The sequence below is a fragment of the Pseudomonas sp. FSL R10-1339 genome (assembly GCF_009600545.1).
GTDB lineage: Bacteria > Pseudomonadota > Gammaproteobacteria > Pseudomonadales > Pseudomonadaceae > Aquipseudomonas > Aquipseudomonas bubulae.
The window spans coordinates 1-14737 of record NZ_WIVQ01000002.1; the positions used below are offsets into that span (position 1 = coordinate 1).

The following is a 14737-nucleotide window of genomic DNA, read 5'->3' on the forward strand; positions in this document are numbered from 1 at the left end:
GCTTGACGACGCTCGGTCCCGCTGCGCCGGGGCAGCAGCTATGGGCGTGAGCGTGCGTGTCGCCATGCCCATGTTCGTGATCGTGATCGTGATCGTGATCGTGATCGTGATCGTGATCATGCTTGTTCGGTGCGTGAATGGAATCGCTCATCAGATTGCGTCCGGGAAAGGTGCCTGTTGCCAAGTAAAGACCCTGTAGCCACTATAGGGTCAAGCATCCTTTTGGAGATCTGCTTGATGAAAATTGGCGAACTGGCGAAATTGACCGACTGTCAGGTCGAAACCATCCGTTATTACGAACGCGAAGGGCTGCTGCCAGAGCCTGCGCGCAGTGAAGGCAACTACCGTTTGTACACCCAGGCCCATGTTGAGCGGCTGACGTTTATCCGCAATTGCCGCAGCCTGGACATGACCCTGGAAGAAATCCGCAGCCTGCTCAACCTGCGTGACAGCCCCCAGGACCAGTGCGAAAGCGTGAATGCGCTGATCGACGAACATATTCATCACGTCAAGGCGCGGGTCGACAGTTTGCTGGCCCTGCAGGCGCAATTGCTCGACCTGCGGCAAAAGTGTGGCGAGGGGCCTGACGGGGAGCATTGCGGGATTTTGCAGCAGCTGGAAGTCAGCGGCTCGGTCAGCCCGCCGGAAGGCGAGCCCAGCCATGTGGGCAGAAGCCACGGGCATTGATTGCAGGGCGCCGATGCAGGCCTTGGCCCTTCAATCGTGCCGGACGCGGAGCGCCTAAAACGCTATTCTGTCCAGGTTTTCCCCTTACAGAATGTGAACTGCCAAATGCCAGACTGGAACCACTACCTACAGCGCATCCTTGAGTTGATGAAGCGCTATCCAGGGCTGATCGCGGCGTTTGGCTTTTGCTCGGGGGTGGGCAGTTTCATTCTGGTGGACCGCCAGCAAGGCATGGCCCGCTGGATTGCGGTGATCCTGCTGGTGAGCTGGGTCTGGTTGATGCTGGAAAACACCTTCACCCGGCTGTTCAGCCGGGTGTTCAAGCGCGAAATACCTGAACCGCTGCTGCGCTATGCCACCCAGATGATCCACCAGGAAAGTTTTTTTTTCGTCCTGCCATTTTTCTTTATCACCACCACCTGGAACAGTGGCCAACTGGTCTTTACCGGACTTCTGGGCGTGTGCGCACTGATCGCCATCACTGACCCGTTGTATTACAAATGGCTGGCCCCCCGGCGCTGGCTGTTTCTGGCCCTGCACACCCTGGCCCTGTTCGCGGCCATGCTGACGGCGTTGCCGATCATCCTCAACCTCACCACCTCCGAGAGCTACAAACTGGCGCTGGGCACCGCCGTGCTGCTGTCAATTCCCAGCCTGGCCGTGAGCCTGCCGCTGAAAACCTGGCGTGGCTGGCTGGTATTGCCCTTGATAGTCCTGGCCCTGGGCGGCACCGGCTGGCTGCTGCGATCCTGGGTGCCACCAGCTACGCTGTGGATGACCGAAGTGGCCGTCACCACCCAGTTGCAGGACCGCACGCCGGGCGAGAGCATCAAGCACATCAGCGTCAGCGAGCTGCGCAGTCGTGGCCTGTACGCCTATACCTCGATCAATGCGCCCCGGGGTTTGAATGAGCGGATTTACCATGTGTGGCAACTCAACGGCCAGGAGGTCGACCGTATCGCCCTGGATATTCATGGCGGGCGCAAAGAGGGTTATCGCGCCTGGACCCACAAGCAGAATTTCCCGCCGGACCCGGTGGGTCGCTGGCAAGTCCGGGTGTTGACCGAGGATGGGCAACTGATCGGCGTTTTGCGCTTCAGGGTTAACCTGGATCAATCTGCGCCTGCGGTTGTTAAGGCAAACTGAAGCACTTTTGCCGGATTGTGCTATTACATAAGGTCTGCGTTCAAACGTACCGAGCTGGGAGCTTAAGACTATTACGGCCATGGCGGGCAATGCCCAACTAGACACTTCCGGTAATCCGGCGCGACTGCTGATCAGCGGCGACTGGACGCTTGCCCATTACACACGCCTCAAGCAGCAGACCGAACAACTGGTCGGCAAGTACGATGCCCAGACCGCCATCAACCTGGACGACGTGTCCAGCATCGATACGGCCGGGGCTTCGCTGCTGGTGGAGCTGCTGGGGGCAGAGCGCGTCAGCCAGTTGACCGATACCGCACAAAAACTCCCCGCCGCCGACCGCGCCTTGCTGCAAACGGTCTATTCCTCGATGCGCGATTTTTGCGTGCCGGTCGCAGCCCAGGAACAGAACGTCGGCATCCTCTTGCTCAGCCGCATCGGCAGCGCGGTCTACAAGCTGTGGCAAGACTCCCTGCAACTGCTGGGGTTTATCGGCCTGATCCTGCAGACCCTGGCGCGCAACCTGTTTCGACCCAAACAATGGCGCATCACCCCGGTGGTGGCGCATATCGAGCAGATCGGTCTTAACGCCGCGCCGATCGTGGTGTTGCTGACCTTTATGGTGGGCGCCGTAGTGGCGTTTCTCGGGGCCACGGTACTGGCCAACTTTGGTGCGGGGATTTTTACCGTTGACCTGGTGGCGTTTTCCTTCCTGCGTGAATTCGGCGTGTTGCTCACCGCCATCCTGCTCGCCGGGCGCACGGCCAGTGCCTTTACCGCACAAATCGGCTCGATGAAGGCCAACGAAGAAATTGACGCGATCCGCACCCTGGGCCTCGATCCGATGGACTTGCTGGTGTTGCCACGGGTGCTGGCGCTGTTGATTTCCCTGCCGCTGCTGACGTTCATGGCCATGATGGCGGGCATCCTCGGCGGTGCCGTGGTCTGCGTGGTGTCCCTGGGTATCTCGCCGGACATGTTTATTTCGCTGCTGCACTCGGATATCGGCGTGCAGCACTTTTTGGTGGGCATGGTCAAAGCGCCGTTCTTTGCCTTCCTGATTGCCGCGGTCGGCTGCCTTGAAGGCTTTAAAGTCAGCGGCAGCGCAGAGTCGGTGGGCGCCCACACCACATCCAGCGTGGTGCAATCGATCTTTATCGTGATCGTCCTCGACGCCGTGGCCGCGTTGTTCTTTATGGAGATGGGCTGGTGAGTACGTCCCTGCGCAAACCCGGCGAGACCGTGATCGAGGTGCGTGACCTGTGCAACCGCTTTGGTAGCCAGACCGTGCATGAACACCTCGACCTTGATGTGTACAAAGGTGAGATTCTCGGCGTGGTCGGCGGCTCCGGCACCGGCAAATCCGTGCTGCTGCGCAGCATTGTCGGTTTGCGTCGGCCCACTGAAGGGCAGGTCCGGGTGTTTGGCCAGGACTTGATGAGCCTTGATGAACAGGCGCGCTCGATGATCGAGCGGCGCTTTGGTGTGCTGTTTCAGATGGGCGCGCTGTTTTCTTCACTGACGGTAAAAGAGAACATCGCCCTGCCCCTGATCGAGCACGCCGGCCTGAGCCGGCCTGATGCCGAGCACTTGGCGTGCGTCAAGCTGGCGCTGTCGGGATTGCCCCTGTCGGCAGCAGACAAGTACCCGTCTTCACTGTCCGGGGGCATGGTCAAGCGCGCAGCGCTGGCCCGGGCGCTGGCGCTGGACCCGGACATCCTGTTTCTGGACGAACCCACCGCTGGGCTGGATCCGATCGGCGCGGCGGCCTTTGACCAACTTATCCTGACACTGCGCGATGCGCTGGGGTTAAGCGTGTTCCTGGTCACCCACGATCTCGACACGCTGTACACCATCACTGACCGGGTGGCGGTGCTGTCGCAAAAACGGGTGCTGGTGGCGGCACCCATCACTGAGGTCGAAGACTACGACGACCCGTGGATTCATGACTATTTCCATGGCCCCCGTGGCCGCGCCGCGTACGAAGCGGCAACCCACCTCAAGGAGCAATGACATGGAAACCCGTGCCCATCATGTATTGATCGGCCTGTTCAGCGTCCTGATTGTCGTCGGGGCCATGCTGTTTGGCCTGTGGCTGGCCAAGGCGAGCATGGACAGCACGTTCAAGGATTACGAAGTGGTGTTCAACGAAGCCGTCAGCGGCCTGTCCAAAGGCAGCTCGGTGCAATACAACGGGATCAAGGTCGGCGACGTGATCGAACTGCGCCTGGACGACAAGGACCCGCGCCGGGTACTGGCGCGCATTCGTCTGGCGGCCAACACCCCGGTCAAGGTCGACACCAAGGCCAAGCTGGCGCTGACCGGCGTGACCGGGACTTCGATCATCCAGCTCAGTGGCGGTGACCCCAACAGCCCGCCCCTCAAGGGCAAGGACGGCAAGCTGCCGGAAATCGTGGCTTCGCCCTCGCCCATTGCCCGCCTGCTCACCGACGGCTCTGACGTGATGGCCAACGTCAATATGCTGCTGCATAACGCCAATGCGTTGTTCTCCGAAGACAACGTCAACCGCGTCAGCAAGACCCTGGACAACCTTGAACAAACCACTACGGCCATTGCCGGTCAGCGCGGCGATATCAGCCAGACATTGAAACAGCTGGCCCAGGTCGGTAAACAGGCCAGCGTCACGCTTGAGCAAACCAACGTGCTGATGCGCAACGCCAACGGCCTGTTGAGCACCGAAGGCAAACAGATGTTCAACAGCGCCGAGCAGGCCATGAACTCGCTGCAGCAGAGCACCGCGACGATCAACAAACTGATCAACAACAATGAGGACTCGCTCAACAGCGGCCTGCAGGGGCTGAATCAGCTCGGCCCTGCAGTCAATGAACTGCGCGAAACCCTTGGCACATTGCGCTCGATCTCGCGGCGCCTGGAATCCAATCCAAGCGGTTACTTGCTGGGCCGCGAGCAGAACAAGGAATTCACCCCATGAAGCGCACCTATCGCCTGGCAGGTTCCATCGCCCTTGCTACTGGCCTGAGCCTGCTCAGCGCCTGCTCGATTTTGCCCAAACCCGAGATAGTCGACGTGTATCGGCTGCCGGCGGCGCAAGCACCCATGGCCGTCAGCCAGAGTACGCCAGTGAAGTGGTCATTGCGTCTGGAAAAGCCGATGACCACTGGCGCGTTGAACAGCCAGAACATCGTGGTGGTGCCTGAGGGCAACCTGATCAGTAACTACAAAGGTGCCCGCTGGAGCGATACGGCCCCGGTGCTGTTGCGCAACCGTCTGCTTGAGGCCTTCTTGCAGGATGGCAGGATCCAGGGCTTGAGCACCGATGACAGCAACTTGCAGTCCGATTACGAACTGGGGGGCGAATTGTTGGCGTTTCAGACCCACTACAACGGCAAAAGCCCGGAAGTGCTGATCCAGTACAACGCCCGCCTGGTACGCAGCAGTGATCAGCGGGTGATTGCTTCCAAACGCTTTGAGACGCGCCAGCCGCTGAGCAACCCGATGGTACCAGGCGTGGTCGCAGGTTTTGGCCAGGCCAGTGATGTGCTGATGCCACAAGTGGTGCAGTGGGTGATGCAGCAGGGGCAGGCGCAGCGTTAAAAAGCCCGAAGCAAGAGCCAAAAGCCCCTCCCCCTAACCCTCTCCCTGCGGAGAGGGTTGAAACCAGGTTCACACCTCCCTTCAATTAAAGACCGCTGTCTTGATACCGGCATTCGTAAATTCTCACTAATCACCCTGCTGTAGGAGCGGGCTTGCTCGCGATGGGATCGACGCGGTGTGTCTGTCAGACCACGTCGTCCGAATCGCGAGCAAGCCCGCTCCCACGGGGTTACGCATGTTCTGGCGGCGGGTTCTTGTTCTCCTTGATCTTGTACGAAGCCACATACAGCGCTGGCAGAAACAACAGCGTGAGCAAGGTGGCCGATAGAATGCCGCCGATCATGGCGTAGGCCATCGGCCCCCAGAACACGTCCCGGGCAATCGGAATCATGCCCAGGCTGGCCGCTGCCGCGGTCAGCAGAATCGGCCGACGACGATGCTGGGTGGCTTGCATCACCGCGTGCCACGGATCGAAGCCGTCGCGTTCGTACTGGTCGATCTGGGTCACCAGGATCACCGAGTTACGCACGATGATGCCCACCAGCGCCAGAATCCCCAGGATCGCTACAAAGCCCATCGGCGTGCCGGTGGGCACCAGCGCCAGCACCACACCGATCAGCCCCAGCGGCGCGACACTGACCACCAGGAACATCTTGTGCACGCTTTGCAGCTGGATCATCAGGAAGGTTGCCATCAAGAACAGCATCAACGGCACGACTTTGGCGATCGGGCCCTGGGCCTTGGCGCTCTGCTCTACCGTACCGCCGGTTTGCACGTTGTAGCCTTCAGGCAGGTTGGCGGCAAACTTGTCGACTTCGGGCTTGAGCACCTTGACCAGATCGGTCGGCTGCATCGAGCCACGTACGGAGGCCTTGAGGGTCAGGGTGGGGATCCGGTCGCGGCTCCAGATCAGCGGCTGCTCCAGCTCGTAGCGCACCGTGGCAAAGGCCAATAGCGGGATCGAGGTGCCGCTGGGGGTGGTGATCTGCAGGTTGAGCAGGGTTTCCGGGGTACCGCGCTCGTTGCTGTTGGCCCGCCCGACGATATTGATCAGGTAAATGTTGTCCTTGACCTGGCTGACGGCGGCACCGCTGACGATGCTGTTCATCACATGGGCCACGTCTTCGGATGACAGCCCGAACTGGCGGGCCTTGTCCTGGGCAATGTCGATACGCAGCACCTTGCCGGGCTCGTTCCAGTTGAAGATGGTTTCACCGACATTGGGGTTGGCGTCGAGCACCGAGGCCAGGTCGATCGAGTACTTGCGCACCAGGTCGATATTCGGCCCGCTGACCCGATATTGCAGCGGCTGGCCCACCGGCGGGCCCAGTTCCAGGGTGTGTACGAAGCTGCCCACCCCCACAAAGTCCTCGCGCAAGCGTTTGTTGAGCCGTTCGATCAGGGCATCACGGCTTTCCAGGCCTTTGCTGACAATCACCAACTGGGCATAGAAAGGGTTTTGCAGTTGCTGATCGAGCGGCAGGTAGAAACGGATCGCGCCTTCACCGATGTACGAGCTCCAGCGCACGATATCGTCATCGCCCTTGAGCGACTCTTCAAAACGCTGGGTGACCTTGAGCGTCTCCTGGATCGAGGCGTTTTGCGGCAGGTTCAGGTCCACCAGAATCTCGGGGCGGTCAGAGGCCGGGAAAAACTGGTTCTGCACCAGGCCCATGCCGAACACCGCCAGTACAAACATCAGCACTGTCGCGCCAATGGTCGTCCAGCGATAATGCATGCACCACAGCAGCGCGGTGTCGAAGGCCTGGGCCAGGCGCCCGGGTTTCTCGGGCTTGGGTTTGACCTTGGCGCTGAGGATATGCACGCCCAGCACCGGCGCGAACAGCACGGCCACCACCCACGACACCAGCATTGCCACGGCAATCACCGCGAACAGGGTGAAGGTGTACTCCCCCGCCGAGCTGTTGTTAAGGCCGATGGGCACAAAGCCTGCCACGGTCACCAGTGTCCCGGTGAGCATCGGGAACGCCGTGGAATGATAGGCAAAGGTCGCCGCCTGCTCCTTGGTTTCCCCAAGTTCCAGCCGGGTGATCATCATCTCCACCGTGATCATCGCATCGTCCACCAGCAGGCCCAGGGCGATGATCAGCGCACCCAGCGACACGCGCTGCATGGCGATGCCGGTAAATTCCATAAACACGAACACCAGCGCCAGCACCAACGGGATCGAGATCGCCACCACCAGACCGGCGCGCAGGCCCAGGCTGATAAAACTCACCGCCAGTACAATCACCACCGCCTCAAACAGGGCGCTGGTGAAGCCGCTGACAGCTTCCTCGACCACTTGCGCCTGATCGGACACCATATGCACGCCAACACCTACCGGTAACTGCGCGGTCAGGTCGTCGATGCGCTGCTGTAGTTGCTTGCCGAACTCCTGAATGTTGCCACCATCAATCATGGCGATTGCCAGACCAATGGCCGGCTTGCCGTTGTAATGGAACATGGGGGCCGCGGGGTCGACGTAGCCACGGGTGATTTCGGCAATGTCGGCCAGGCGGTAAAAACGGTCGTTGACCCGCAGATTCACGGCGGCCAGATCCTCAACGCTGTGGAACTGCCCCGAGGTGCGTACCGACATGCGCTCCGGCCCGGCCTCGATTACCCCGGCGGGAGTGACGGCGTTCTGTTCTTGCAGGCTTTCCAGAATGTGCTGTTGGTCGAGGCCCAAAGCTGCCAGTTTGCGGGTCGAGAAATCCAGGTAGAACGTTTCGTCCTGTTCACCGATGGTCATCACCTTGCCGCGATTGGGTACATCGCGAATGCCGGTGCGCACTTGCTCTACATAGTCGCGCAGCTGACGCATGGTGAAGCCGTCGCCGGTGAAGGCGAAAATGGTGCCATAGACATCACCGAACTCATCGTCGAACCCTGGGCCTTGAATGCCCTGGGGAAAGTCGCCGCGAATGTCGCCGATCTTTTTGCGCACCTCATACCAGATATGCGGGATGGCATCGGCTTTGGTGGTGTCCTTGAGGAACACAAACACCGTCGACTCACCGGGCCGGGTGTAACTTTGCACGTAGTCGAGAGAATCCAGCTCCTCAAGCTTTTTCTCGATACGGTCGGTGATTTGCAGGCGGGTTTCGTCGACCGTAGCACCGGGCCATTTGGACTGGATGACCATGGTTTTGATGGCGAAGGACGGGTCTTCAGCGCGCCCCAGATTGATGTATGAAAAAATCCCGGCGACCACCGCGACAAACATCAAATACCAGACAAATGACTGATGCTTCAGGGCCCACTCGGACAGGTTGAACTTCCCATTCATTGCGAGCTTTCCTTATCGAGTCTGACTTTCTGCCCGGGGGTGAGGCTGTACACACCTGCACTGACCACCCTGTCGCCGGTTTTGATACCACCCGACAACAGCACGTTGCGGGCGTCGCGACGCAGTACGCTGACGTCACGCGGGCTGACGGTTTGAGTGGCGCTGTCAATGATCCATACGCGGCTGTGGCCGTCGACTTCCTGCAGGGCAGTGAGCGGCAGCTGGAAGTGCTCGGCCGTCGGGCTGCTGACGGTCACGCTCACCGAGCTGCCAAGACGGAATGCCGCCGGCGTCTGGTCCAGTGTCAGGCGGGTGCGCCGGGTGCGGGTGGCGCTGTCGGCTTGCGGGGCGATTTCGCGGACATGGGCGCGGGTGTTGATAGTCGGGTCGAGCTGGCCGGCGACGAGGAATTCGATACCTTTGGGCAGTGCTTCGGCCAACGGACCCGGGAGGTCGATGACCGCCTCCTTGATTTCAGGGCGGGCCAGTGTGACCACTTCCTGGCCAATGCTCACCACTTGCCCGGCCTCGGCATGCCATTGGGTAATCACGGCATCATGGTCGGCGCGCAGGTTGCAGTAGCTGAGCTGGTCCTGAGCCTGATTGACCGCAGCCTGCGCCTGCTGCATCGAAGCCTGTGTGGTCTTGAGGTCGGCTTGCGCGGTGTCCAGTTGGGCCTGGGCGCCCACACCACGGTCGAACAGCTCTTGCTGACGACGGGCATTGGCCCTGGCGTTGATCAATTGTGCCTGTACCTTGGCCAGATCACCCTGGGCCGCACGCAGCTGGTTTTGCTGATCGGTGGGGTCGAGGTTGGCCAGAATGTCACCCTGTTTCACCACCGCACCTACATCGTAATAACGGCGCACGATGCGCCCCGGAACACGAAAGCCCAGGGTGCTTTCATAACGAGCTTCGATACTCCCAGCAAAGCGGCCCAGATCCTGGACCAGCTCGGGCCGGGCAATCACATACAGCGCTGGGCGAACGGGTTCCGGCGGCTGTTTCTCCGAGCAGCCCATCAGCATCGCAGCAGCCAGCGGCATCATCCATAAACGCCTCATAACTGCACCCCTTCGGCCGGTGCGGGAACGATTTCAACTTTCATGCCCGGGTGTAACAACTGCCCCCCTGCAACCACGACTTTTTCTCCATCCTTGAGGCCTTCGCTGACAATCACGCTGCCGGTCAGGTAGCGCCCGACCTTGACCCGTTGCAGGCGTACATTGCTTTGCTCGTCGGCGATCCATACGGCGGGCTCGCTGATGTCCTTGGTCAGGGCCGACCATGGCAGTTCAATGCTGGCGCTGGGCGGCGGGGTCAGGTTGACACTGACAATCGAGCCCAGGTCCATGCCCTTGGGCAAGGCGTCGAGCTGCACCTTGATCTGCAGCGTGCCGCTTTGTGCCGCAACCGTGGGAGTGATTTCACGGATCTGGCCGTTGACCTTGATTGTCGGATCGCTCAGCAGCGTGACCTGTACCGTGGGGTCTTTGGGGGGTTCGATAAACAGCGATTCATACACGTTGAATACGGCATCCCGTGCGCCATCGCGAGCCAGGGTAAAAATCGGCATGGTGGCCTGTACCACCTGGCCCACTTCGGCCTGGCGCGCGGTGATGATGCCCGGTGCCTCGGCCTCCAGGTTGCTGTAACTCAGTTGTTCGCGGGCGTTGGCCAATTGCGCCTGGGCCGCTGCGAGGGCACTTTTGGCGCTCAGTTGGGCGGCATTGGCAGCATCGTATTCGCTTTGGCTGGTGTAGCCCTTTGGCAGCAGCTTTTGCTGACGCACAAACGCCGCGCGGGTTTGCACCACTTGCGCCTGTTGCGCGTTAACGCTGGCCTGGGCGGTCTCGACCTGGATCTTCAGGTCTTTGGGGTCGAGACGGGCCAGCACCTGATGGGCCTGGATATGGTCACCTACATCCACCTTGCGCTCGATAATCTTGCCACCCACCCGGAATGACAGCTGGGTTTCGACCCGGGCCTGAATATCACCGCTGAGCTGGATCGGTGGGGCGAACTCACGGGTACTCACCTGTTGCACATACACCCGGGGGGACAGAGGCTCTTTGGGGCCCTCCTTGCCGCACGCGGTGAGAAGCGCCAACAGGCTCAAGCCCAAAATGCCCGTGTTCAGTGGACCAGCCATGCAAGCTCCTTTGCGTGATGCCGTTTAACATGCGGATACGGTTGATAGCGTAGAACAGTGTTCAGCGTCTGTGGGACTCTATTACCGCCTATCAGTTTCACGAAATGAGGTCACCCCATGCTCACCACCCTGGCCGTGGCCAACTACCGTTCCATCAATCAGTTGGTGGTGCCCCTGGCCCGGCTGAATCTAATCACCGGCCCCAATGGCAGTGGCAAATCCAACCTTTATCGCGCCCTGCGCTTGTTGGCCGAAACCGCCCAGGGGGGTGTGGTCAATGCCCTGGCCCGTGAAGGCGGCCTGAGCTCGACGTTCTGGGCCGGGCCTGAGGTGATCTCCCGCCGCATGAAGCTGGGCGAGGTTGATGTCAACGCCAGCGTGCGCCAGGAAGCCAAGCGTCTGCGCCTTGGTTTTGCCGGAGAAGACTTCAGCTACGCCATCGCCCTGGGCTTGCCGATACCCGGACGCACGCAGTTCAACCTCGACCCGCAGATCAAGCATGAGAGCCTCTGGGCAGGGCCTTTTTACCGCCCGGCCAGCGAGCTGGTTGAACGTAAAGGCCCCATGATCCGCGCCCGTGACGGCCGCAACTGGCAGGTGTTGGCACAGCACACGCCGCTTTTCGACAGTCTGTTCGATCAGGTCGGCAGCTTGCAGGCATCCCCTGAAGTGTTGCAGTTGCGCGAGTCCATCCGTGGCTGGCGTTTTTACGATCACTTTCGCACTGACCCCGACGCGCCTGTGCGCCAACCACAACTGGGCACGCGCACGCCGGTGCTGCATCATGATGGCCGTGATCTGGCCGCTGCGTTGCAAACAATCCTTGAGGTCGGCAACCCTGAAGCCTTGCATGCCGCGATCAGCGATGCATTCCCTGGCGCACGGCTGGAAATCGAATGTGTGCCCGGCGGGCATTTTTATATTGAGTTTTATCAAGAGGGGCTGCTGCGCCCGTTGTCTGCCGCCGAGCTCTCGGACGGTACCTTGCGCTATCTGCTGCTGGTTGCGGCTTTGCTGACCCCGCGCCCGCCGAGCATGATGGTGCTCAACGAACCGGAAACCAGCCTGCACCCCGACTTGTTGCCCGCGCTGGCGCGGCTGATCATCAGTGCTTCGCAGCACTCGCAGGTGTGGGTGGTATCCCATGCCCGGCGTCTGATCGCCGCCCTGCAACAAGACCCTGAGTGCAACTGCATCGTGCTGGAAAAAAACCTTGGCCAGACAGAAGTGGTCGGCCAACGCATGCTGGACCAGCCCGCCTGGTATTGGCCCGACAAATAAAAACGCCGACGCTATAAAAGCCGTCGGCGTTTTCAGTAGCCTGGCGTGTAATCAGAACGCTGGCAGTACCGCACCTTTGTATTTTTCTGCAATAAAGGCTTTTACTTCAGGGCTGGTCAGGGCCTTGGCCAGCTTCTGGATTGCGACGCTGTCCTTGTTGTCAGGGCGGGCAACCAGGAAGTTCACGTATGGCGAATCAGCACCTTCGATGATCAGCGCGTCAGTGGCCGGGTTCAGGCCTGCTTCCAGCGCGTAGTTGGTGTTGATCATGTCCAGGTCAACCTGGTCCAGCACCCGTGGCAGCAGTGCGGACTCAAGTTCCTTGAACTTGAAGTTGTGCGGGTTCTTGGCGATGTCCTTCGGGGTCGACACAGCGTTGGTCGGGTCTTTGAGTTCGATCAGACCGGCCTTTTGCAGCAGGATCAGGGCACGGCCGCTGTTGCTGCCTTCGTTAGGGATAGCGATGGTTGCGCCGTCTTTAAGCTCGGACAGGTTTTTGACTTTCTTCGAGTAGCCACCGAAGGGTTCAACGTGAACACCGATCACGGTGGTCAGGTTGGTGCCTTTGCCTTTATTGAAGCTTTCCAGGTATGGAAGGGTCTGGAAATAGTTGGCGTCCAGGTGTTTTTCGGCCACTTGCACGTTGGGTTGCACATAATCGGTGAACACTTTGATTTCCAGATCCACGCCTTCTTTGGCGAGGGTTGGTTTGATCAGCTCAAGGATTTCGGCGTGAGGCACCGGCGTAGCGGCAACCACCAGTTTTTCGCCAGCCTGTGCCAGGCCTGCAGTCAAAGCAGCCGCCAATGCGGTAAACAACAGAACCTTTTTCATGCGATACCCTTATGTGTGTGACCGTTCGTATGACGGTTTTCCTGGAAGACGAAGCGGACAATACCGAGTTTCTTTATTCCAGAACAATAATATTTATTCAGCTTCTTATGCCATTTTGTTCACTTGAGTTTTTTTTGGGGAGCGGGCTTGCCCGCGACAGGAACGCCGTGGTGTGACAGATACACCGCGTCGCTGCCATCGCGGGCAAGCCCGCTCCCACAGGGTCAAGGCAACAACTGCCTGATCGCCGCCAACTCCTGCGCCGTGGCGCCTTTTATAAACAGCTCGATCTGGCTCAGGGCGTCAGGCAGGTTCAAGTGCTCGGGCTGGATCTCCTCGCCCGTGCTCACCAGCAAAGCAAAATGAATCACGTTTTCCAGCTCACGGGTATTGCCCGGCCAGCTGTGGCGCTCAAGTACCCGCTGGGCTCTGTCGCTGATAAACGGCACGGGCAGGTTCAGGCGCTGGCTGTAAATGCCCAGGAAATATTCGGCCAGCGAAAGGATGTCCCCCGGCCGCTCGCGCAACGCGGGCAAGTCCAGCCGCCCTTCGCTGAGGTAGTGATACAGCCGCTCGTGGAATTTTCCGGCAGCCACCGCCTGCGCCAGATCGATACTGGTGGCCGCCACCAGGCGCACGTCCACCGGGCTCGGTTGATGGGCGCCCACACGGGTAACTTCGTGGGTTTCCAGGGCCGCCAGCAGCTTGGTCTGGATTGCCCATGGCAAGTCGCCGATTTCGTCCAGATAAAGAGTCCCGCCATTGGCCGAACCAAACCACCCGGCGCGGCTGCTGGCCGAACTGCTGTGTGTTCCGGCGGCATAGCCAAACAGCTCGGCGTCAGCGTAAGTGGGGCTGATGGCACCGCAATTGACTGACACAAACAGGCCGGTGCGGTCACTGGCGCGGTGGATATGTCGAGCGAGCAGCTCTTTGCCGCTGCCGGTTTCACCACGGATCAGCACGGGCAAGGCGCGCGGCGCGAGCAGCTCCAGATCGTTGCGTAATTGGCGCGAGCGGGGGTCGACAAACACCAGCGCTTTGGCGCGAATGCTCAGCGGGCTTTTTTCCGCGTCAGGAAAGGTCAGCAGCGGCTGACCGAAGGTTTCATGCAGGCTCATGGCAGGCTCCCGCCCGCCGCCGGAGGGTGGGCGCGGGCGTTACAGGAATTCACGCGCGACGCAGGGCGCCGTGCTCGATACGGGTTTGCAGGCGGTATAAAAAGGCGAAGCCTTGCTCCCAGCGCTGGTGTCCGGATTTAACGTTGATATGCCCGGCGCCGCTGATGATGCCGATCTCGGCGCCCCATTGACGGGCAAATTCCATAGCCCGTGGCGCGCTGACAGCACCATCGTTATCCGAGCTGACGATGTGGCTTGGAAAAGGCAACGACCGGGTCGGGATCGGGGCAAAGTTGCGCAAGGCCGGCGCACAGGCCGGGCGCTCGACGTCTGCCGGGGCCACCAGCAACGCGCCGCGCACTTGGTTTAACAGGCTTTCTGGCGCACGCTCGGCCCAATGGGCTACGGTAATGCAACCCAGGCTGTGGGCGATCAGGATCACGGGGGTGCTGTCGGCAGCAATGGCTTCGGCCAGGGCGGCGATCCAGTCTTCGCGGCGGGGCGTCAGCCAGTCGGCCTGCTCCACCCGAGCACTGTTCGGCAAGCTGTTTTGCCAGTGGGTTTGCCAATGATCGTCGGACGAACCTTGCCAGCCCGGCACTATCAAATAGCGAATCGAATCGTTGCCCATGGGTGTGCGCCTCCAGCGGT

Annotated in this window: 14 protein-coding genes; 8 read left to right on the plus strand and 6 right to left on the minus strand. The window is 60.4% G+C overall.

The window, feature by feature from the left end; genetic code table 11:
* The 7 genes from GHO03_RS25325 to GHO03_RS01405 all read left to right on the plus strand — a co-directional run.
* Window positions 1-199, plus strand: a 199-nt coding sequence (locus GHO03_RS25325; protein WP_218574304.1) for a hypothetical protein, incomplete at its 5' end; no start/stop codon positions are given.
* Window positions 200-237: 38 nt separating this feature from the next.
* Window positions 238-687 carry a Cd(II)/Pb(II)-responsive transcriptional regulator gene (gene cadR, locus GHO03_RS01380; RefSeq protein WP_094999775.1) on the plus strand — a complete coding sequence of 150 codons (450 nt, stop codon included), beginning with the start codon at window positions 238-240 and terminating at the stop codon, window positions 685-687.
* 105 nt (window positions 688-792) lie between these two features.
* Window positions 793-1833 carry a DUF5924 family protein gene (locus tag GHO03_RS01385; protein ID WP_094999774.1) on the plus strand — a complete coding sequence of 347 codons (1041 nt, stop codon included), beginning with the start codon at window positions 793-795 and terminating at the stop codon, window positions 1831-1833.
* A 79-nt stretch (window positions 1834-1912) separates the two neighbouring features.
* Window positions 1913-3043, plus strand: a complete 1131-nt coding sequence (locus GHO03_RS01390) for an ABC transporter permease (protein WP_094999773.1) — start codon at window positions 1913-1915, stop codon at window positions 3041-3043.
* Window positions 3044-3051: 8 nt separating this feature from the next.
* Window positions 3052-3843 (plus strand): ABC transporter ATP-binding protein, encoded by a 792-nt coding sequence (locus GHO03_RS01395; RefSeq protein WP_153326752.1) that lies wholly within the window; start codon window positions 3052-3054, stop codon window positions 3841-3843.
* Window position 3844: 1 nt separating this feature from the next.
* The gene (locus GHO03_RS01400) at window positions 3845-4783 is read left to right on the plus strand and encodes an MlaD family protein (protein WP_094999771.1); all 939 of its coding nucleotides are present in this window, start codon (window positions 3845-3847) and stop codon (window positions 4781-4783) included.
* A complete protein-coding gene (locus GHO03_RS01405; protein ID WP_094999770.1) occupies window positions 4780-5406 on the plus strand; it encodes an ABC-type transport auxiliary lipoprotein family protein in 627 nt (208 codons plus the stop codon). Before GHO03_RS01400 ends, GHO03_RS01405 begins: the two co-directional genes overlap by 4 nt.
* A 229-nt stretch (window positions 5407-5635) precedes the next feature.
* Here the strand turns inward: GHO03_RS01405 and GHO03_RS01410 are convergent, their stop codons facing one another.
* Genes GHO03_RS01410 through GHO03_RS01420 form a run of 3 tightly spaced genes read right to left on the minus strand, consistent with a single transcriptional unit; the run spans window position 5636 to window position 10850 of the window.
* On the minus strand, window positions 5636-8698 hold the full coding sequence (locus GHO03_RS01410) for an efflux RND transporter permease subunit (protein WP_153398957.1): 3063 nt from the start codon (window positions 8696-8698) through the stop codon (window positions 5636-5638).
* Window positions 8695-9762 (minus strand): efflux RND transporter periplasmic adaptor subunit, encoded by a 1068-nt coding sequence (locus tag GHO03_RS01415; protein WP_094999768.1) that lies wholly within the window; start codon window positions 9760-9762, stop codon window positions 8695-8697. Before GHO03_RS01415 ends, GHO03_RS01410 begins: the two co-directional genes overlap by 4 nt.
* The gene (locus GHO03_RS01420) at window positions 9759-10850 is read right to left on the minus strand and encodes an efflux RND transporter periplasmic adaptor subunit (protein WP_095020494.1); all 1092 of its coding nucleotides are present in this window, start codon (window positions 10848-10850) and stop codon (window positions 9759-9761) included. Before GHO03_RS01420 ends, GHO03_RS01415 begins: the two co-directional genes overlap by 4 nt.
* Before the next feature lie 117 nt (window positions 10851-10967).
* Between GHO03_RS01420 and GHO03_RS01425 the strand changes: the two genes are divergently transcribed.
* Entirely contained in the window at window positions 10968-12131 is a 1164-nt protein-coding gene (locus GHO03_RS01425) for an AAA family ATPase (RefSeq protein WP_095020495.1), read from the plus strand.
* Window positions 12132-12182: 51 nt separating this feature from the next.
* Here GHO03_RS01425 and GHO03_RS01430 read toward each other — a convergent pair whose 3' ends face one another.
* The 3 genes from GHO03_RS01430 to GHO03_RS01440 all read right to left on the minus strand — a co-directional run bounded on the left by GHO03_RS01430 (window position 12183) and on the right by GHO03_RS01440 (window position 14717).
* Window positions 12183-12965, minus strand: a complete 783-nt coding sequence (locus GHO03_RS01430; RefSeq protein WP_095017848.1) for a MetQ/NlpA family ABC transporter substrate-binding protein — start codon at window positions 12963-12965, stop codon at window positions 12183-12185.
* A gap of 224 nt (window positions 12966-13189) precedes the next feature.
* On the minus strand, window positions 13190-14086 hold the full coding sequence (locus tag GHO03_RS01435; RefSeq protein WP_094999764.1) for a sigma 54-interacting transcriptional regulator: 897 nt from the start codon (window positions 14084-14086) through the stop codon (window positions 13190-13192).
* A gap of 49 nt (window positions 14087-14135) precedes the next feature.
* Entirely contained in the window at window positions 14136-14717 is a 582-nt protein-coding gene (locus GHO03_RS01440; RefSeq protein ID WP_094999763.1) for an alpha/beta hydrolase, read from the minus strand.
* Window positions 14718-14737: the final 20 nt, after the last annotated feature.